Here is an 18,965-nt window from a genome sequence, read left to right as displayed (position 1 = left end):
GCCGTTATTCTACGGTCACGCTCTTGGCGAGGTTGCGCGGCTGGTCCACGTCGTACCCCTTGGCCTTGGCGAGCTCTGCGGCAAAAATCTGCAGCGGAACAGTGGTGAGAAGCGGCATCAGCAGGGTAGGCGTCTGGGGGACGTAGAAAACGTGCTCGGCGTAAGCCCGCACGGCTTCGTCGCCTTCCTCGGCGATCACCAGCGTGCGCGCACCGCGGGCGCGGATTTCCTGGATGTTGCTAACAACCTTCGCGTGGAGGGAATCGCGGCCCCGCGGCGAGGGAACCACCACAAAGACGGGCTGCCCTTCGTCGATCAGGGCGATCGGACCGTGCTTGAGCTCACCGGCAGCGAACCCTTCAGCGTGGATATACGCGATTTCCTTGAGCTTCAGCGCGCCCTCGAGTGCTACCGGGAAGCCCACATGGCGGCCCAGGAAGAGGACCGACTTCTCGTCCTTCATGCTGCGGGCGAGCTCGCGGAGGGGACCCGCGTTGTCGAGGATCTTCTGGATGTGGGCGGGAATCTTGCCAAGGTCCGCCAGGACGTCCTTGATCTGGCCGGAGAAGATGTTTCCGCGCAACTGGGCGAGGTAGAGGCCCAGGAGGTAGGCGGCGGTGATCTGGGCCAGGAACGCCTTGGTGGAAGCGACGGCGATCTCCGGACCGGCGTGGGTGTAGAGAACGGCGTCTGATTCACGCGGGATGGTGGATCCGTTGGTGTTGCAGATGGAGATCGTCTTGGCGCCCTGTTCGCGGGCGTAACGGACCGCCATCAGGGTGTCCATGGTCTCGCCGGACTGGCTGATGGACACCACCAGCGTGTTGGCGTCAACGATCGGGTCGCGGTAGCGGAATTCGTGCGCAAGCTCCACCTCGGTGGGGATGCGGCACCAGTTCTCGATGGCGTACTTGGCGACCATCCCGGCGTATGCGGCCGTGCCACAGGCCAGGACGATGATCTTGTTGACCTGCTTGAGCAACTCGGGGTCGATCCGGAGCTCGCTCAAAGTCAGCTGGCCGTTGATGTCCGAGCGGCCGAGGAGGGTTTGGGTGACCGCGTCGGGCTGGTCGTGGATTTCCTTCTCCATGAAGGAGCTGAAGCCGCCCTTTTCCGCAGAAGCCGGGTCCCAGTCAACGTGGTATTCCTTGCCCTGGGCGGGGGCGCCGAAGAAGTCCGTGATCTCCACGGTGTCGGCGGTGATCGTGACGATCTGGTCCTGGCCAAGCTCGACGGCGCGGCGCGTGTGGTCGATGAAACCGGAAACGTCGGAGCCAAGGAAGTTCTCGCCTTCCCCCAGTCCTACGACAAGGGGGGAATTGCGACGCGCGGCGACGACGACGTCGGGCCGTTCCGCGTGCACGGCGAGGAGCGTGAACGCGCCTTCGAGCCGCTGGCACGCGAGCTGCATCGCCTTGGTGAGCCTGCCGTTGGAGGAGTCGCCATTGAGTTGGTTGCGGAAAATATCGCCCAGCAGTGCTGCCGCCACCTCGGTGTCCGTCTCCGATTCGAAAGTGACACCCTTGGCGATGAGCTCCTGCTTGAGCTCGGCGAAGTTTTCGATAATTCCGTTGTGGATCATCGCCAGGCGCCCGCCATCGGCCAGATGCGGGTGGGCGTTCTGGTCGGTGGGTCCGCCGTGGGTGGCCCAACGGGTGTGGCCGATGCCGGTCAGCGAGTCCGGGAGCGGATTTCCCTCGAGCTCGTTCAGTAGATTGCTCAGTTTCCCGGACTTCTTCCGGGCTGTGATGGTTCCATCAGCCACCACTGCTACTCCGGCTGAATCATAGCCCCGGTATTCAAGCCTCCGGAGTCCTTCAAGTACGACGTCGAGGGCCGAGTGCCCGGCATCTGCCCGGCGGGATGAATTGCCAACGTAACCTACGATTCCACACATGCCTACAAGAGTAGCGGTTGCCCCGCGAAATGGACGTAGGATATCCGCGCCCGCAATCAGCCCAGTCCGCGGAATATGCAGGTTCATGCACCTTTTCCGGGAGAGCATGCTCACACAAAATCTGCCCGCCGTTCATGCTGTATTTCCGGATCAGCCAACGGAGGGGCAGAATCTCTATGGTGACTTTGCAACGCAACGAAGCGAACGGCGACAGCTCCTCTCCGTTCGTGGAACTGGACAGGCAGACGTGGTCCCGGCTCGGTGCGCAGATGGAGCAGCCGCTTAACGAAGAGGACATCATCCGGCTTCGCGGCCTTGGCGATCCCCTGGACATGAAGGAAATCCGCGAGGTCTACCTCCCGCTCTCCCGCTTGTTGCACCTCTATGTCCAGGCGTCACAACAGCTTCATGCAGCCACAACCACCTTTCTTGGAGAGCAGACCCAGCGCACGCCCTTCGTGATCGGCGTCGCGGGTTCGGTGGCAGTCGGCAAGTCCACTATCGCCCGCGTGCTGCGCGAGATGCTCCGCCGCTGGCCCGGCACCCCGAACGTCGAACTCATCACCACCGACGGGTTCCTGTATCCCCTCGCCGAGTTGAAGCGCCGGCACTTGCTTGAACGCAAGGGCTTTCCGGAGTCCTACGACCGCCGGGCTTTGCTTCGATTCGTGAGTGCGATCAAGGGGGGCGCCGAAGAAGTCCGGGCTCCTTGGTATTCGCACGTCACCTACGACATCGTCCCGGACAAGGAAGTAGTGGTCCGGCGGCCCGACGTCCTGATCGTCGAGGGCCTCAACGTGTTGGCCCCTGCGCGTCCCCGGCAGGACGGCCGGCAAGGCTTGGCCCTGAGCGACTTCTTTGATTTCTCCATTTACGTTGACGCCAAGACCTCCTACATCGAAGACTGGTACGTGGACCGTTTCCGCAAGCTTCGAAGCACCGCGTTCGCCCAGCCGGAATCCTACTTCCACCGTTACGCGACGCTCTCCGATGCCGAGGCCGAAGCCACTGCACGCGGCATTTGGAAGCGGATCAACGAGCCCAACCTTGAGGAAAACGTGCTCCCCACCCGCGGCCGGGCGCAACTTGTCCTCACCAAGGATGCCGACCATTCCATCCGCCGCATGCTACTCCGAAAGGTCTAGCACGGATGTGCTACAACTGCGGCCCCAGCCGAAGGTCCTTCGCGACGCTTCTTGCCGCAGGGGCGGGAATGGCGGCCTTGGCGGCCTGCAGCCCGGATACCCGGGTCGCCTCGCCCACGTCGGCACCGTCCCCCTCGGGTCTCCAAACCGCGACGCCGACCGTTGCGACCACGACGGCGGTTCCCACCGCAGCGGCGAGCGAGCCGCCGTCGAGCGCACCGCCGTCGAAGGCTCCGCCGTCGGGGGTCCTGTCCCAGCAGTTTTCCTTGAGCGACCCGGCGAGCCAGTGGGTCATCGTCAACAAGCACCGGCCGCTGACCCCCTTGCAGTTCGTCCCTCCCGACCTGATACAGCCCCGCGTGCAACTCGCAGTCAGCGGAGAGGCGTCCCTCCTCAACAGCACCACCGCCGCAGCGGCCGAAAAGCTCTTCGCAGCAGCCGCCTCGGAAGGCGCCACCATGACCTTGGCGTCCGGTTACCGCTCCTTCCAGACCCAAACCGCCACATACAACGGCTACGTGAGCACGCGCGGCCAGGCCTCGGCGGACACGGCTTCCGCCCGTCCCGGCTTCTCGGAACACCAGACCGGTTGGGCCTTCGACATCGGCGACGGCGGCGGGGCGTGCAGCTTCGAACCCTGCTTCGCTGATCAGCCGGCGGCCGTCTGGGCCAAAGCGAATGCGTACAAGCACGGATTTGTTGTCAGGTACCCGTGGATGCTCAATGAGATCACGGGCTACTACTACGAGCCCTGGCATTTGCGATTCGTCGGGGTTGAGGCTGCGACGGATATGGCCAAGCGAGGCATCGGCACTCTCGAGGAGTACTTTGGACTCGAAGCGGCGCCGGGCTACCCCTAACGGTTGATTAACCAGGAAAGTTTCCGACACTCCCGGAAATTGAACGGCTGCTCACTTTGAATTTACAAGCATGCACTAGCTTGGTGCCATGTTGAGTGGATTTAAGAATTTCATTCTGAAGGGCAACGTCGTAGACCTTGCCGTAGCCGTCGTCATGGGTGCCGCCTTCGGTGCAGTTGTTGATGCACTCGTCAAGAACGTCCTCATGCCGCTGATCGCTGCCTTGGTTGGATCCCCCAACTTTGACAGTTTCGCGAAGGTGACCATCAACGGAAATGACCTTCAGTTCGGCGTTTTGCTGACCGCGATCGTCAACTTCGTCCTGGTAGCAGCCGCAATCTATTTCGTCGTGGTGGCTCCGATGAACCACCTCATCGAGCGCCGCAACGCCAAGTTGGGCATCACGGAAGACGAGCCGGCGGCGGACCCCGCGGTCACGCTCCTCACGGAGATCCGCGACAGCCTGGCTCAAAGGTAAGCACCGCCAAAGGTAAGCACTTGAACTAACTGTGGCCCGCCTCCTCATGGAGACGGGCCACAGTTGCTTGCTGGCTTCGGGGCTAAACTGCCAGTTCGCGTGGAATGGCGAGGCGGTCTTCGACGACGCCGGCGAGTTCGGTGCATATGCGGGTGGCCGTTTCCATGTCCGCGGCTTCCACCATCACGCGCACCAGTGCTTCGGTGCCTGACGGCCGGAGGAGCACGCGGCCGGTGTCACCAAGTTCGAGCTCAGCGGCGGCGACTGCGGCAGCGACGCCTTCGTCCGTGGCGGCGCGTGATTTGTCCACGCCCTTCACGTTGATCATGAGCTGCGGCAGCTTGGTCATGGCGCGGGCAAGGTCTTGGAGGGTCCGTCCGGTGCCGGCCACTTGGGCGGCGATCTGAAGTCCGGTCAGGACGCCGTCGCCGGTGGTGGCGTAATCGGAGAAGATCACGTGGCCCGACTGCTCTCCGCCAAGGCTGAAGCCGCCGTCGCGCATTGCCTCCAGGACGTACCGGTCCCCCACCGCGGTCTCGCGGATGGTGATTCCAGCTTCACGCAAGGCGATCTTGAGTCCGAGGTTGCTCATCACGGTGGCTACCAGGACGTCGTCCTTCAGTTTTCCGGACTTCTTCAGCGCGAGGGCCAGGATCGCCATGATCTGGTCACCGTCAACCTCGTTGCCTTCATGGTCCACGGCCAGGCAGCGGTCGGCGTCGCCGTCGTGGGCAATGCCGAAGTCCGCGCCGTGCTTGACGACTGCTTCCTTGAGCTGGCCCAGGTGGGTGGAACCGACGCCGTCGTTGATGTTCAGGCCGTCGGGTTCAGCGCCGATCACTACAACTTCGGCGCCGGCACTGGAGAAGACCTGCGGGGAACAGCCGCTGGCTGCACCGTGGGCGCAGTCCAGGACAACCTTGAGGCCCTCAAGACGGTGCGGCAGGGTGCCGAGCAGGTGGACGATGTAGCGGTCCTCGGCGTCCGAGAAGCGCTGGATCCGGCCGACGTCGCCGCCCACGGGGCGTGAGGGTTCCTTGCCGAGCTGGGCCTCGATCGCGTCCTCAACCTCGTCCGGGAGCTTCTGGCCGCCGCGGGCAAAGAACTTGATGCCGTTGTCCGGCGCGGGGTTGTGCGAGGCCGAGATCATGACGCCGAAATCGGCATCGAGATCGGCGATGAGGTAGGCCGCTGCGGGCGTGGGCAGCACACCGGCGTCGTACACGTCGATGCCGGAACTCGAAAGTCCGGCTTCCACCGCTGCGGCGATAAACTCCCCGCTGGCGCGCGGATCCCGGGCGACCACGGCGCGGGGCCGCGTTCCGTTGGCCGCACGCTCGTGGCCAAGGACCACTGCTGCAGCTTGGGCCAACTGAAGAGCAAGCTCCGCGGTGAGCAATCCATTGGCGAGACCACGCACGCCATCTGTTCCAAATAATCTAGCCATCGCGTCCCAGTCTAGACGACGGTTGCAGGGGCCGAGCGAAGGAGTGCCGGAAGGGCCGTGCATACTCCTTCAACCGCGCGATCGATAGAGTGGAACTACTTGACTTGCGCTTTTTGCTCCACTCTAGTAATGCCCCTTAACAAGTATCTACGATTACCGCATGACACCTAGCTCTGGGGGCTTGGCGCTCGAAATAATTGTCCCCGTATTCAACGAGTCCGCCATACTCGAACGAAGCATTTACCGGCTTGCCGACTATCTTTCCCGGGAATTGTTGTACAGCTGGAAAATCACGATTGCCGATAACGCGAGCACGGACGCGACCGGTTTAATTGCGCGGAAGCTCGCTGATGAGGTTCCCAATGTCAGTTATCGGCGCCTTGAGACAAAGGGGCGGGGTTTCGCGCTCCGCGACGCCTGGACCTCGTCTGAAGCGAAAGTTCTGGCATATGTCGATGTGGACCTCTCGACCGATTTGGCGGCGTTGCCGCCGCTTATCGCTCCCCTGCTTTCCGGACACTCGGATGTCAGCATCGGCACCCGCCTCGGCCGGACTTCGAGAGTAGTCCGAGGTCCCAAACGGGAATTCATCTCCCGGAGCTACAACCTGATTCTTAAACGGACCATGCAGGTCCAGTTTTCCGACGCCCAGTGCGGCTTTAAGGCCGTCAGGGCAGAAGTCGCGCATCGGCTGCTTCCTTATGTGAAGGACAACTGCTGGTTCTTCGACACCGAACTGCTGATCTTGGCAGAGCGGGCAGGGCTTCGAATCCACGAGATTCCCGTCGACTGGATCGACGATCCAGACAGCAGGGTGGATATCCGCCAAACGGCCATCGACGATATCAGGGGCCTCGTGCGCGTCGCGGGTTCCATGATGAAGGGAAATATCCCTTTGCAAGCGATATACGCGGAGCTGGGGCGAGGACCTATCGCCGCGCCAACGCGTCCAAGTTTCTTCGGCCAAGTGATACGTTTCGGAATCGTCGGCGCGTTCTCCACTCTTGCTTTTGCTTTGCTATATCTGCTGTTCCAGGGCCCGTTTGGTCCCCAGCAGGGAAACTTCCTGGCCCTGTTGCTCACGGCCATCGCGAACACGGCTGCCAACCGCCGCTTCACGTTCAGGATCCATGGACCCGAGCGGCAGTTCACCCAACAGTTTCAAGGCCTCGTGGTGTTCCTGGTCGCCTGGGGAATCACTTCCTCTTCCCTGCTACTACTACATGCCATCCATCCGGACGCATCGCCCAGCACCGAGCTTTTCGTCCTGACCTGCGCAAACATATTTGCAACCCTTGTCCGATTCGTCCTGCTCCGGATCTGGGTCTTCCGGGTTCGTCGGTCGGAGGAACGGCGTGGCGTGGCTCCCATTAAGCAGTTGGCAGTTTGAGCAACAAAACCAGCCGACTTCCCGGACAAGCAGTCCCGGGCACCGTCATCGGGGGCCCTTCGCAGGTCATCCGAAAGTGGTTTCGCGGGAATCCCGCGAATCCGGCGTGGGCGCGCCCGGCGCTTCTTGGCCTCCTCGTTCTCACGTCAGTCCTTTATGCGTGGGGACTCGACCAAAACGGTTGGGCAAACTCTTACTACTCGGCCGCCGCCATGGCCGGTTCGGAAGATTGGACGGCATTCTTCTACGGCTCCTCGGACCCGGGCAATGCGATAACAGTTGACAAGCCTCCCCTGTCATTGTGGATCATGTCCCTCTCCGTGCGGATTTTCGGGCTTAACTCATGGAGCATCCTCCTGCCGCAAGCCCTGATGGGTGTACTCAGCGTCTATTTGCTGTATCGGATGGTAACGAAGCGAACCGACCCCGCAACTGGCCTGCTTGCAGGGCTTTTCTTCGCGATTACCCCAGTGGCAACCGTCATGTTTCGGTACAACAACCCTGATGCGCTGCTGGCGCTCCTCATGATCGGGGCCGCCTACGGGACCCTTGAAGCGATCGACGCGGGTAAGCTGCGCTGGCTGCTCGTCGCGGGAGCCTGTGTTGGCGCCGGGTTCCTAGCCAAACAACTCCAGGTCCTGCTCCTTCTCCCGGCGCTCGCCGTGAGTTACCTCGCCTTTTCCCGTGCCGCGGTCGTCAGGCGGTTTATGCATCTAGGTGCGGCATTCTTCGTGGCGGCGCTCGTGGGTGGCTGGTGGTTTGTTCTTGTTCAGTTGGTAAACCCGTCCTTGCGGCCATTTATTGGAGGCACAAGGAACAACAGCGTCGTAGAACTCACTGTGGGGTACAACGGCCTCGATCGTCTGACCGGTGAGGCCGCCGTTCGAACTATGACTCCTGGAAATTCGGACGACCTCGAAGCCGGATTCCAGCGATTTCTGGAGCCGCAATTTACCGGTCAGTTCGGCTGGTTCCTGCCACTGGCCCTGGCCGGAATCTGCATCACGGCATGGTTTTTGTGGAAGCGTACCGACAGAACGTCCAAGCGCGCCGTGCTGCTTCTGTGCGGGATCTGGTTTGCTACTTCGGCCACTGTCCTTGCTTTCATGTCGGGGATTGTCCATCCCTACTACTCACTCGCGGCGGTGCCACCTTTGAGTTGCTTGGCCGCCTTTGGGTTCGTTCACCTCGTGCGGCATACGAGACGCTGGAAACCGCGCCTCGGCCTCGGAATAGCCTTGCTGGCTTGCATGATAATTGCTTATGTCTCAGCGGCACGTTCAACGAGCGATTTCCCTTGGTTTCCGCAGGCGCTCCTCATCCTGGGATCAGTATCCATCGCAGTTGTACTTATCCCCGCGTCGGGCCTTCGGATCCGATGGGTCTCCGTTGCGGTGCCCCTAGTGACCCTTTTGGCGGGGCCCGTGCTTTGGTCGGTCAATACCACCTTGAGCGCACACGTCGGCGCTGGAGTGATAGCTGGTCCGAGCATCCTGCACATCCGAACAGACAGCCCGGACAGGCTGCAGTTGCCGCCGAACATCCCGCCGACGCTCTTGATTCTTTCCTATGGGGACATCCCGGTGCCCGCCGTCATCGATCGGCTGCGCCAAGACCCCCAAAGTGTCACTTGGCCCGCTGCGATGGTTGGTTCTGAATCCGCGGCAAATTACCAGCTCACAAGCGGGCGGGCGGTGATGCCCGTGGGGGGCTTTGATGGAACCGACCCCTTTCCGACGCTTGAGCAATTCCAGGACCTTGTTCATGCTGGCCGCGTCGGATCCATGGTTATCCAGAAACTGCCACCAACCACCTTGGAAGGCCATGGCGAGGCCGCGCGGATAGTCGATTGGGTGAGTACCCATTACAAGGCAGAGACCATCGATGGAGCGCAGTACTACGCCCTTCGGCCCTAACTGTTCGATTGACGTTGCTTACCAACGACAGAGGCCCGCCCCACCAAAATGGCGGAACGGGCCTCTGACTGCCCCTGGTGATGTCGCGCCAGCGACAACACCAGGGGAAAGCGGTTTTAGCGCTTGGAGTACTGCTGTGCCTTGCGTGCCTTCTTGAGACCAGCCTTCTTACGCTCGATGACGCGGGCGTCACGACGCAGGAAGCCGGCCTTCTTCAGGGTGGCGCGGTTGTTCTCGGCGTCGATCTCGTTCAGCGAACGGGCGATGCCGAGACGCAGTGCACCGGCCTGGCCGGAAATGCCGCCACCGTGGATGCGTGCGAAGACGTCGTAGGCGCCGTCAAGATCAAGGATCTTGAAGGGCTCGTTGACGTCCTGCTGGTGCAGCTTGTTCGGGAAGTAGTTGGCCAGCTCGCGGCCGTTGATGATCCACTTGCCGGTGCCGGGCACGATGCGAACACGTGCAACAGCTTCTTTACGACGGCCAACTGCGGCGCCGGCAACGGTAAGTGCCGGGCGCTCCTTCTTCGGCGCTTCTGCTTCTGCAGGACCGCTCTCCGAGGTGTAGCTGGTCAGGTTTTCCTCAGCCACAACGGCCTCGGTGGTCAGTTCTTCGTTCTGAGCCACGATTCTCCTTGATTAAAAGTTGTTTGGTGGCCAGGACTACTGGGCGACCTGGGTGATTTCGAAAGTCTTGGGCTGCTGGGCGGCGTGCGGGTGCTCTGCACCGCGGTATACCTTCAGCTTGCCCAGCTGCTGTGCAGCGAGGGAGTTCTTCGGGAGCATGCCCTTGATGGCCTTCTCCACGGCGCGGACCGGGTTGGATTCCAGCAGTTCCGCGTAGTTGACGGAGGTCAAGCCGCCCGGGTAGCCGGAGTGGCGGTATGCGCGCTTCTGCTCCAGCTTGGCGCCGGTCAGGGCGACCTTTTCAGCGTTGATGATGATGACGAAGTCGCCCATGTCCATGTGGGACGCAAAGGTCGGCTTGTGCTTTCCGCGCAGCAGTGTTGCGGTCTGGCTGGCAAGACGACCAAGGACAACGTCGGTGGCATCGATGACGTGCCACTGGCGGTTGATATCGCCGGGCTTCGGGGTGTACGTACGCACGGTTTTGCCTCGTTCTTGTTCTGGCGTTCATGTTTTAGGCGGCACGCTTGAAGCGTGTGCCTACTAGGTATGCGTTACCGGAGCAGAGGTGAGGGCTCTATGTACCAGTCATCCCGAAGTCCCGATATGCCTGTCGAGTTAACGATCCTGCAACTGGATCCCCAAGCGGGCATGTGTCATCGAGAAAGGACACGCACAACGACTATCAACAATAGCGGCAAGGAGCTTCAGGGTCAAAATAGGCTGGCAACCAGCGTGAACAACTGAGACCCTTCCTGAGCTCCTAGGAGATGCGATGACAGCAACTGCCGCCCAGCCCTTGCTTGTGGCCGCCTTCGGGCTCCTGGGGCTGCTCACGAGCCCTCTGGCAGAGCTTCTGATCAGTTGGTCCATGCCGCGGCTTGGCGGGCTCCCTTCCCCCGCCATAAGGCTCACGACGGCGGTTGCCACCGCGGTGTTGTTTGCCCTCATGACGCTGCGGTTCGGCTTGTCTCCGGCACTCCCCGCCTATCTCCTCCTGTCAGTGCTCGCCGTGCAGCTGTCACGCGTTGATATCGCGCACCATTTGCTTCCAAACCCGCTGGTCCTGGTGCTGCTTGCGTCCGGGCTTGGTCTGTTAACTATGTCGGCTGTGCTTGTTCCGGACTGGCCGGGGCTGCTGCGAGCGGCTGCCGGCGGCGTCATCTTGTTCCTGGGGTACTTAATTCTCGGATTAATTTCTCCGGGAGGCCTCGGAATGGGCGACGTGAAGCTCTCGGCACCACTCGGAATGTACTTGGGCTACTTGGGCTGGACCCACGTGTTCTACGGGGGACTGCTGGGCTTCGTGGTGGGCGGGGTGGTGACGGTGCTGATGTTGCGCCTGAAGCGCGGAACCAAGCCATCTGAGGTGGCACACGGACCTGCCATGTTCGCCGCGGCAATTGGAGTGGCCCTTCTCGTTGCGTGAGGTCCTGACGTTCTTCCCAGTTCCCTCGGTTCACAAGAGCCCCATCTGCGCGGGCGCCTAAGTAGTACTTAGGCAGGTAAACCGAGTACCCGTGAATCGTACTTCGAGTAGTCAGCGCCATCCACTGCCGGAAAGACGAGTACCACTACGCATTGTTTGTTAACCCTCCCAGGGGCAATTCTTGTCCTATCGAAATCCGAACCGCCAAAGGGATATGTAAGCGGCAGGGATTCGTAGACAAATTCACTTATCTGGGAAGGGTTTTCCAATGTCATCTCTCATGGTTTCCGTCATTGCTTTCGTCGCCGGCGTCAAAGAGCGCTTTAATTCCGAAAAGGGTGCGACAGCCGTTGAATACGGCCTGCTCGTAGCCCTCATCGCCGCCGTCATCGTTGTTATCGTCGGCACTCTTGGCGGGCAGATCAACACCGCCTTCACAACCATCTCAAACAAGCTCTAGCAAGTCCGATGAAGACTCTGGGAATGCAAGCACTGATTCTTAGGTGGCGTGCGCAGCAGCTATTCAAATCGGAAAAGGGCGCAACAGCAGTCGAATACGGCTTGCTCGTAGCCCTGATCGCTGCGGTCATTGTCGTGATCGTCGGCACGCTCGGCGGGCAGATCAACACCGCCTTCACTTCCATCTCAAGCCAGCTCTAGCAAACAACAACAAAGTAATCAGCCCAGGGGCGGGCGGAACAGTACGGGCTTCTGCTCCACTGGTAACCACTTCGCCCCTGGGCTTTTTATTTGGTAATCACTCTCGTCAAGGAGGGGTTGTGCAAGGTCTCAAGTCTCAGGTAATCACTCTCTCACTACGTCTGAGGAAAGCACTCAGGGTCACGAGTGCCTCCGAGGCCGGCGCCAGCGCCGTAGAGTACAGCCTCCTCGTTGCCTTCATCGCCACGATCATTTTCACGATCGTAGGCACTTTGGGGGCCCAACTCGTTCCAGGGTTCGAACATGTTGTGGCAGGTCTGTGATGAGAATCCGGAACCGTTCAACCGCGAAGACGACCACAACCCGGGAATCGGGCGCAGTGGCCGTCGAATTCGCCCTCGTCTTTCCCTTGTTGATTGTTCTTGTTCTGGGAATCGCCGAATTCGGCAGGGCTTTCAACATTCAAGTTTCGCTTTCCGAAGCCGGTCGGGAGGCCTCGCGCTACGCGGCCATCCACTGTTCAGAGACCACTTACAGCGCTTCAAATGCGCAGAGCGCCGGAATTGCGGCGGCGCCGTCCGTCGCTCTGAATGCGTCAAACATCACCATCACGTATTCGGGCACCGGCACATGTTCTTCGGGGAATAACGCGGTCGCCAACGTAAGCTACACGACCGCCTGGATGACCGGCTTCCCCGCACTTATTCCAGGCATGCCTTCAAGTCTGACCGTCAAAGGGACAGGTGTTATGCGATGCGGCGGATAAGGATCGATCAACCGGAGCGCGGCGTCGTAGCTCCGATGACTGCCTTTCTCATGGTGGTCCTACTTGGTATGGCGGCGTTCGCGGTGGATGTCGGCTCAATGTATTCCGAGCACGCACAGCTCCAGAACGGGGCGGATGCCGCGGCCATTGCGATTGCCCAAAAGTGTTCCAAACTGCCGGCCGGCACTTGTCCCGCAGATCAGACGGCATACGCAGCACAGTTTGCCAATGGCAATACCCTGGACAGCCATGGTCAAGCAATCGTCGCAACCGTCAGCGGCAACATTGTGAACGTGACCATTCAGGCCCAGGATCCGTCCGCGAGCAATCACTTCTCCCTCGTCTTCGCACGCGCCCTCGGGATTCAGACAGCGGATATCCGCGCCTCCGCCCAAGCAAAATGGGGGCCGCTAGGCTCGGCCGGCGCATTCCCGCTGGCAATTTCGGACAGCTGCTTCAACTTGTCGTCCGCCAGTCAAACCGCTGAGGTTCAAAGGATCTCGTACAAGCCAGGCGGAACATGCACTGGCCCATCCGGAACGCAAATACCTGGCGGTTGGGGTTGGCTGACCCAGAGTGCTCCGTGTTATGCAAGCACGCAGGTCGGAAGCAACACCATCGGCTCGGACCCGGGAAACAACCCTCCGAGCCTTTGCCAGAGCACTCTCCAAGGCTGGGAAGACACCATTCTTGGCGGCGGTGACGCCGACGTGACCTTCCCGGTCTTCGACAACGCCAGCAACCAGGGCAATAACGGCACGTTCAACATCATCGGCTATGCAACCTTCAAGATCTGGGGTTGGAAATTCGGAAACAACGGCGTCTATGAGTTCCGGAACAAGACATCGGACCCCAACATGACGAGTTCGCTGGCATGTTCGGGCGGAAATGATCGCTGCATCATCGGACAGTTCATCAAATATCAGACCATCGACGCGGCTGGCAGTGGTGGCGGTGGATCGGACCTCGGAACCGAAAACATCGGTCTCAGCAACTAGGTACTAATTAAGGGGAAGAAAGTGAAAACTCGCCTACTGGGAGGCATCGTTGCTCTAGTGCTCGCAATCGCCGGCACACTGCTACTGGTCTCATACGTACAAGGATCTGAAGCCCGGGCTCAGAAGGACCTTCAACCTGTTGATGTGTTGGTGGTCCAGGCTCAGATTCCCTCGGGCGCCAGCCTTGACACGATTAGGTCGTCGGTAAAGCTGACGTCTCTGCCGACAGCGTCCGTCCCCAACGGTGCGCTCAAGAGCCTGGACGGCGTCCAAGGGAAAGTGGCTGGAACGGACCTTTTGCCGGGCGAGGCCCTGCTGGGCGCACGGCTAGTCGACCCCAGCAGCTTGGCGGCACCTGGCTCTGTTCCCGTCCCGGCTGGAATGCAGGAAATCTCCGTGCAACTGGAGGCCCAGCGAGTGGTGGGTGGACGAATCGCCGCGGGCGACACGGTAGGTATCGTCGTCCTCTTCCCTGCCGGATCCGGCGGTGACTCCTCGAGCGCAGCAACGTCCCAGGAGGTATTCCACAAGGTTCTGGTCACAAGCGTGCAGCGTTCCCAAGCCAAGGCTTCGAACTCAACCTCAAACTCGCAGGAACAGGCGAACACTGAACTGCCAACCGGCCAGTTGCTCGTGACTTTCGCTCGCAGTGACGTGGATTCAGCCAAATTGGCATTCGCAGCTGAGTTCGGCAAGTTATGGCTCACCAAAGAACCCGCCTCCGCAGCAGAAAGCGCACCTGTTGTCATCAAGAAGACGGAGCTGTACCGATGAGCCGGTTCGTAGTGATCACGTGTGATGCGGACTTCGAGCGCAGGGCGCGGCATGCGGCCACCGGCCTGCGCGGCACCCTCCACGTGATCACAGCTGATTACCTGCCACCGAGCCCGGAGGACATACTCCGTGTACTGACGGGAGAGATTGCCGAGGTCATCCTCCTCGGTCCAGGCCTCCCGCTCGAGGATTCGATCCGGCTAGCAAGCCTTTTCGACCTTCAGTTCCCGGAAATCAGCGTCGTCCTTGTCACGGAAAGCAGGTCGGAAATAGCCCTGCCGGCAATGCGCGCCGGGGTCCGCGATCTACTGTCGCCCAATGCGGACGCGGATGAAATCCGCGCCATGCTCGAACGTGCAAGCCTGGCCGCCGCCGGGAGGCGTCGTGGCCTTGGAAGCTCAGTAGAGAGTCACCCCAGCGGCGCCCGCGTCATCGCGGTCATGTCTCCGAAGGGAGGTGTTGGCAAGACGACCGTCACAACGAACCTCGCTGTGGGTTTGGCCAAAGTTGCGCCGATGAGCGTCGTCGTACTGGATTTGGACCTGCAATTTGGAGATGTTGCTTCGGGGCTCAACCTTGACCCTGAGCGAACTCTTACGGACGCCGTGGACGGAGCCGCGGTTCAGGACAGCATGGTCCTCAAGTCTTATCTGACGATGCATCCTGCCGGCCTCTACGCGCTCTGTGCTCCGCTCAATCCAGTGGACGCTGACAAGATCTCGGGTGATCAAGTAGGGCACCTGATCAAGCAACTCTCAGATGAATTTCAGTTTGTTGTTGTCGACACCGCGCCTGGCCTGGGTGAGAATGTACTCGCCACCCTGGAGGTAGCCACGGACGTCGTGTGGGTCTGCGGGATGGACATTCCCAGTATTCGCGGACTCCGGACGGGACTGAACATTCTCAATGAGGTGGGTCTTCTCCCGGAGAGGCGCCATATCGTCCTGAACTTCGCGGACCGTCGAAGCGGCCTCACGCTTCAGGACGTGGAGTCCACGATTGGTTCGCCGGTTGACGTGGTCCTTCGCCGCTCCACCGCCGTTCCGTTTTCAACCAACAAAGGTGTGCCCTTGCTGCAAGACGGATCCAAGGATGCCGCCGCCAGAGGACTTTCCGAGTTGGTTGATCGGTTCAAACCGTCTTGGGAAGAAAGGCCACATAAGAAACTTCACAGAAGGGTAGTAGTCCAATGAGTCTCGCCAAAAGGCTGGAAGAAGCCCGCAATTTCGATAAAGCGACTGCGTCAGCTTCGGGGTCGGCTTCGGAGTCAACCTCCCAGGCGGCCCCGTGGGGCCCGGGGGGGCTCGATCCAATGAGTCACACTGCGTCTACATCAGTTGAACAACGGCATTCCTCCGACACCAATGAAGCACTCAATGCAATCAAGGACCGTGCCGGGACCGCTCTCTACGAGCGAATGGGAAGCCGAATCACCGACGCTTCCATGGAGGAAGCGGAGTTGCACCAGTACGTCAAGGACGAACTCCGCGCCATCATCGAAGAAGACGAAATCCCGCTTTCCATGCTTGAGCGGCAGCGACTCGTTAAAGAGATCACCGACGACGTCCTGGGTCTTGGTCCACTGCAAAGGTTCCTCGATGAGACGGCTGTTACCGAGATCATGGTCAATGGGCCCGACAAGGTCTACGTGGAGCGGGCCGGCAAGCTCTACCTGACCGGCGCAAAATTCAGCGATGAAGAACATCTCCGGCGGATCATCGAGCGCATCGTCACCAAAGTCGGGCGACGGATCGACGAATCCTCGCCGCTCGTCGATGCTCGGCTTTCGGATGGATCTCGCGTTAACGCGATCATTCCCCCGCTGGCCGTCGGTGGCTCGACACTCACCATTCGAAAGTTTGGCCATGTTCCCCTCACGGTGGCGAATTTGATTTCGTTCGGCACCATGACTCCGGAGATCGCCGAGCTCCTGCACGCTTGTGTGCAGGGCCGGCTCAACATCATCGTTTCTGGCGGTACAGGCACCGGGAAGACCACGCTTCTCAATGTGCTGTCCTCTTTCCTCCCACCTGAAGAACGCATCATCACCATCGAGGATGCAATTGAACTTCAGCTTCAGCAGGAGCATGTGGTTCGGCTGGAAAGCCGGCCACGAAACATCGAAGGAAAGGGCGAGGTCAGCATCAGGGAACTGGTACGGAACTCGCTGCGCATGCGCCCGGACAGAATCGTGATCGGCGAAGTGCGCGGGGGTGAATCCCTCGACATGCTGCAGGCAATGAACACGGGCCACGACGGCTCCATTTCAACCGTTCACGCCAACTCTCCCCGCGACGCAATTGCCCGCCTTGAGACCCTGGTTCTGATGGCAGGAATGGACCTGCCACTCCGGGCCATTCGCGAGCAGATTGCATCCGCTGTGAACCTGATCGTGCATATTTCCCGTCTCCGCGACGGCACGCGTCGGGTTACACATGTTACGGAGGTTCAGGGAATGGAGGGCGACATCATCACTCTCCAGGACGCCTTCGTCTTTGACTATGGTGCCGGGGTGGACGCTAACGGCAGGTTCCTCGGACGCCCTGTTCCGACCGGAGTGCGGCCGAGGTTCGTCGATCATTTCGCTGATCTTGGAATCGGGCTTTCACCGGCCGTCTTTGGAACCGTGCCGATTGGGGGCGCATTCCGATGACCGTCACTGAACCCGCCTTTTTCGCGATCGGCGTCGGGTTCTGGCTCGTTGCCCTGGCCACGCTGTTCTTCACGACAATTGGATCGGGACGGAACCAGATCTCACTGGCCCGACGCCGGCCCGGAGTGACGGAGCAACCATCGATCCTCACCCGCGTTACCGGGAAGGCAACAACTTTCGTTGAGCAAAACGTGAGTCGAAACTCTAGATTCGGCAGCCGCGATTTGCTTGAACAAGCCGGGCTGAAACTGCGCCAATCCGATTTCATCCTCTTGGTTGCCTGCATTGCTGTGACAGCCGGGGTCGTTGGCTTCGTATTGGCCGGTTTCTTCCTCGGAATCCTGGCGCTGTTGATTACCCCTTTCCTCGCGATGCTCTTCTTGAAATTCAAGACCAACCGCCGTCGGCAGAAATTCGAGGAACAGCTCGGCGACACTCTGCTGATGCTCTCAGGTGGTCTCAGGGCAGGCCACAGCCTCCTGCGAGCGGTTGACGCAGTCGCAAAAGAAGCCGAAGCACCTACCTCGGAAGAATTCGCCCGGCTCGTCAACGAGTCCCTCCTGGGACGCGACTTGAAGGACTCCATGTTGGATGCCGCGCGCAGATTGCGCAGCGAGGACTTCGATTGGACCGCCCAGGCAATTGAAATCCATCGAGAAGTCGGCGGTGACCTTGCCGAAGTGTTGGACCATGTCGGGGAAACCGTGCGGGAAAGGGCTCAGATCAAGGGCCAGGTGCAGTCGCTCAGCGCCGAAGGGAAACTCTCGGCGTACATCCTGGTGGCTCTCCCCCTCGGCATGTTCCTTTACCTGACCGTAGCCAGTCCCAATTATGTCGGGACGCTCTACACCAGCCCATTGGGGTGGTTGATGGTGATCGCGGCCGTCATTCTTCTGGTTGCAGGCAGTTTCTGGCTCAGCCGTGTTGTCAAGATCAAGTTCTAGGAGGGCATCGTGACTACCATGGCCTGGTTGATGGTGGGACTCGTTGTCCTGCCTTGCACCTACATAGTGTGGTCGTTTGTTTCAGTTGACCGAAGTGGGATCGCGGCAGTTCGCACCAACCTCAGGCGCAGCGGAATCGCTGTCCCCGTCGCCTCGAATGCAGGCGTTGTGGTCGGCTCCACTTCCGACGCAAAACGGGTCGCTTTAGGGCTTCGCCTGACGCCCGCCGGTTATGCGGGCTGGCTTGACAAGCTCCTTGCGCGGGCAGGGCGACCAGCCGGAATGCCTTTGGAACGCCTGTTGATAGCCAAGCCGGCGACGGCCTTGGTGGTGAGCATCCTGGGGTTCCTCTTGGTTTTTAGAACACCGAGCAGCAACGCCGTTCTCTTCATCATCTTTCTGGTGGTGCTGAGCTACTTCGTTCCCGACATTCTCATCCACGGCCGCGGGGCGAAGAGGCAGGAAGCAATCGAGTTGGAACTACCCAATACGCTTGACCAGATGCTCATTTCAGTCGAAGCGGGTCTCGGCTTTGAATCCGCGATGGCCAGGGCAGCCCAAAACGGAAAAGGGCCGCTGGCTGCGGAACTAGCCCGAACGCTCCAGGACATGCAGGTGGGCCGCAGCCGTAAGGAAGCCTATCTGGCCATGGCCGAGAGGGTGTCGGTCCCGGATGTTCGGAGCTTCGTCCGGGCGGTCGTCCAAGCGGACACCTATGGGATCGCGATCGCAAACGTACTCCGGACGCAGGCGAAGCAGATGCGTGTCAAGCGGCGCCAAAGGGCCGAAGAAAAGGCGATGAAGTTGCCTATCAAGGTTCTGTTTCCGCTCATGTTTTGCATCTTGCCCGTGCTCTTCATCGTGATCATCGGTCCAGCGGTCATCAATGTCATGAAGAACTTCGTCGGAGCGTTCTAGACAGCTTAACGTCGAGGGCGCCAAACGAATCCCCCAAAGACCGGTCCTCCTCGACACCCAGAGT

General features: G+C 60.4%; 21 protein-coding genes. 16 read left to right on the top strand and 5 right to left on the bottom strand.

The window, feature by feature from the left end:
- Positions 1 to 4: 4 nt before the first annotated feature.
- Positions 5 to 1,897, bottom strand: coding sequence for a glutamine--fructose-6-phosphate transaminase (isomerizing) (gene glmS / locus AC1DJB_RS01140; RefSeq protein ID WP_306958955.1), 1,893 nt, complete (start codon positions 1,895 to 1,897; stop codon positions 5 to 7).
- A gap of 176 nt (positions 1,898 to 2,073) precedes the next feature.
- On the opposite strand from glmS, the gene coaA reads away from it, so the two are divergent.
- On the top strand, positions 2,074 to 3,042 hold the full coding sequence (coaA, locus tag AC1DJB_RS01135) for a type I pantothenate kinase (protein ID WP_059387404.1): 969 nt from the start codon (positions 2,074 to 2,076) through the stop codon (positions 3,040 to 3,042).
- A 10-nt stretch (positions 3,043 to 3,052) separates the two neighbouring features.
- On the opposite strand, the gene AC1DJB_RS01130 is transcribed toward coaA, so the two are convergent.
- The gene (locus tag AC1DJB_RS01130) at positions 3,053 to 3,337 is read right to left on the bottom strand and encodes a hypothetical protein (RefSeq protein WP_441432557.1); all 285 of its coding nucleotides are present in this window, start codon (positions 3,335 to 3,337) and stop codon (positions 3,053 to 3,055) included.
- 64 nt (positions 3,338 to 3,401) lie between these two features.
- Between AC1DJB_RS01130 and AC1DJB_RS01125 the strand changes: the two genes are divergently transcribed.
- Positions 3,402 to 3,902 (top strand): M15 family metallopeptidase, encoded by a 501-nt coding sequence (locus tag AC1DJB_RS01125; RefSeq protein ID WP_441432558.1) that lies wholly within the window; start codon positions 3,402 to 3,404, stop codon positions 3,900 to 3,902.
- An 88-nt stretch (positions 3,903 to 3,990) separates the two neighbouring features.
- Entirely contained in the window at positions 3,991 to 4,380 is a 390-nt protein-coding gene (mscL, locus tag AC1DJB_RS01120) for a large conductance mechanosensitive channel protein MscL (RefSeq protein WP_059387399.1), read from the top strand.
- Positions 4,381 to 4,462: 82 nt separating this feature from the next.
- Here the strand turns inward: mscL and glmM are convergent, their stop codons facing one another.
- Positions 4,463 to 5,827: a phosphoglucosamine mutase gene (glmM, locus tag AC1DJB_RS01115; RefSeq protein WP_306958957.1), complete on the bottom strand. Its 1,365-nt coding sequence runs from the start codon at positions 5,825 to 5,827 to the stop codon at positions 4,463 to 4,465.
- 160 nt (positions 5,828 to 5,987) lie between these two features.
- On the opposite strand from glmM, the gene AC1DJB_RS01110 reads away from it, so the two are divergent.
- Both AC1DJB_RS01110 and AC1DJB_RS01105 read left to right on the top strand, forming a co-directional pair.
- Positions 5,988 to 7,217, top strand: a complete 1,230-nt coding sequence (locus AC1DJB_RS01110; RefSeq protein WP_441432559.1) for a bifunctional glycosyltransferase family 2/GtrA family protein — start codon at positions 5,988 to 5,990, stop codon at positions 7,215 to 7,217.
- Positions 7,218 to 7,429: 212 nt separating this feature from the next.
- Positions 7,430 to 9,133 (top strand): ArnT family glycosyltransferase, encoded by a 1,704-nt coding sequence (locus tag AC1DJB_RS01105; RefSeq protein ID WP_441432560.1) that lies wholly within the window; start codon positions 7,430 to 7,432, stop codon positions 9,131 to 9,133.
- 116 nt (positions 9,134 to 9,249) lie between these two features.
- On the opposite strand, the gene rpsI is transcribed toward AC1DJB_RS01105, so the two are convergent.
- Positions 9,250 to 9,759: a 30S ribosomal protein S9 gene (gene rpsI / locus AC1DJB_RS01100; protein WP_059387396.1), complete on the bottom strand. Its 510-nt coding sequence runs from the start codon at positions 9,757 to 9,759 to the stop codon at positions 9,250 to 9,252.
- Between the two features lie 36 nt (positions 9,760 to 9,795).
- On the bottom strand, positions 9,796 to 10,239 hold the full coding sequence (gene rplM, locus AC1DJB_RS01095; protein WP_024817563.1) for a 50S ribosomal protein L13: 444 nt from the start codon (positions 10,237 to 10,239) through the stop codon (positions 9,796 to 9,798).
- Positions 10,240 to 10,534: 295 nt separating this feature from the next.
- On the opposite strand from rplM, the gene AC1DJB_RS01090 reads away from it, so the two are divergent.
- From AC1DJB_RS01090 to AC1DJB_RS01040, 11 genes are all read left to right on the top strand, one after another.
- Positions 10,535 to 11,188, top strand: a complete 654-nt coding sequence (locus AC1DJB_RS01090) for a prepilin peptidase (protein WP_441432561.1) — start codon at positions 10,535 to 10,537, stop codon at positions 11,186 to 11,188.
- 268 nt (positions 11,189 to 11,456) lie between these two features.
- On the top strand, positions 11,457 to 11,648 hold the full coding sequence (locus AC1DJB_RS01085; protein WP_441432562.1) for a Flp family type IVb pilin: 192 nt from the start codon (positions 11,457 to 11,459) through the stop codon (positions 11,646 to 11,648).
- Between the two features lie 23 nt (positions 11,649 to 11,671).
- The gene (locus AC1DJB_RS01080) at positions 11,672 to 11,848 is read left to right on the top strand and encodes a Flp family type IVb pilin (protein WP_441432563.1); all 177 of its coding nucleotides are present in this window, start codon (positions 11,672 to 11,674) and stop codon (positions 11,846 to 11,848) included.
- A 119-nt stretch (positions 11,849 to 11,967) separates the two neighbouring features.
- The gene (locus AC1DJB_RS01075; protein ID WP_441432564.1) at positions 11,968 to 12,171 is read left to right on the top strand and encodes a Flp family type IVb pilin; all 204 of its coding nucleotides are present in this window, start codon (positions 11,968 to 11,970) and stop codon (positions 12,169 to 12,171) included.
- 56 nt (positions 12,172 to 12,227) lie between these two features.
- On the top strand, positions 12,228 to 12,614 hold the full coding sequence (locus AC1DJB_RS01070; RefSeq protein ID WP_441432565.1) for a TadE/TadG family type IV pilus assembly protein: 387 nt from the start codon (positions 12,228 to 12,230) through the stop codon (positions 12,612 to 12,614).
- Entirely contained in the window at positions 12,602 to 13,612 is a 1,011-nt protein-coding gene (locus AC1DJB_RS01065) for a pilus assembly protein TadG-related protein (protein WP_441432566.1), read from the top strand. The genes AC1DJB_RS01070 and AC1DJB_RS01065 overlap by 13 nt, the downstream gene beginning before the upstream one ends.
- 21 nt (positions 13,613 to 13,633) lie before the next feature.
- The gene (cpaB, locus tag AC1DJB_RS01060) at positions 13,634 to 14,386 is read left to right on the top strand and encodes a Flp pilus assembly protein CpaB (RefSeq protein WP_441432567.1); all 753 of its coding nucleotides are present in this window, start codon (positions 13,634 to 13,636) and stop codon (positions 14,384 to 14,386) included.
- Positions 14,383 to 15,579 (top strand): AAA family ATPase, encoded by a 1,197-nt coding sequence (locus AC1DJB_RS01055; RefSeq protein WP_476909836.1) that lies wholly within the window; start codon positions 14,383 to 14,385, stop codon positions 15,577 to 15,579. The genes cpaB and AC1DJB_RS01055 overlap by 4 nt, the downstream gene beginning before the upstream one ends.
- A gap of 119 nt (positions 15,580 to 15,698) precedes the next feature.
- Positions 15,699 to 17,039 carry a TadA family conjugal transfer-associated ATPase gene (locus AC1DJB_RS01050; protein ID WP_441432667.1) on the top strand — a complete coding sequence of 447 codons (1,341 nt, stop codon included), beginning with the start codon at positions 15,699 to 15,701 and terminating at the stop codon, positions 17,037 to 17,039.
- On the top strand, positions 17,036 to 17,983 hold the full coding sequence (locus AC1DJB_RS01045; protein WP_441432569.1) for a type II secretion system F family protein: 948 nt from the start codon (positions 17,036 to 17,038) through the stop codon (positions 17,981 to 17,983). Before AC1DJB_RS01050 ends, AC1DJB_RS01045 begins: the two co-directional genes overlap by 4 nt.
- Before the next feature lie 9 nt (positions 17,984 to 17,992).
- The gene (locus AC1DJB_RS01040) at positions 17,993 to 18,901 is read left to right on the top strand and encodes a type II secretion system F family protein (protein ID WP_441432570.1); all 909 of its coding nucleotides are present in this window, start codon (positions 17,993 to 17,995) and stop codon (positions 18,899 to 18,901) included.
- Positions 18,902 to 18,965 lie beyond the last annotated feature (64 nt).

Source organism: Arthrobacter sp. 01T428 (assembly GCF_056398685.1).
Note: the sequence above shows the minus strand (reverse complement) of the source record. Positions and strands in the feature narration are given on the sequence as shown.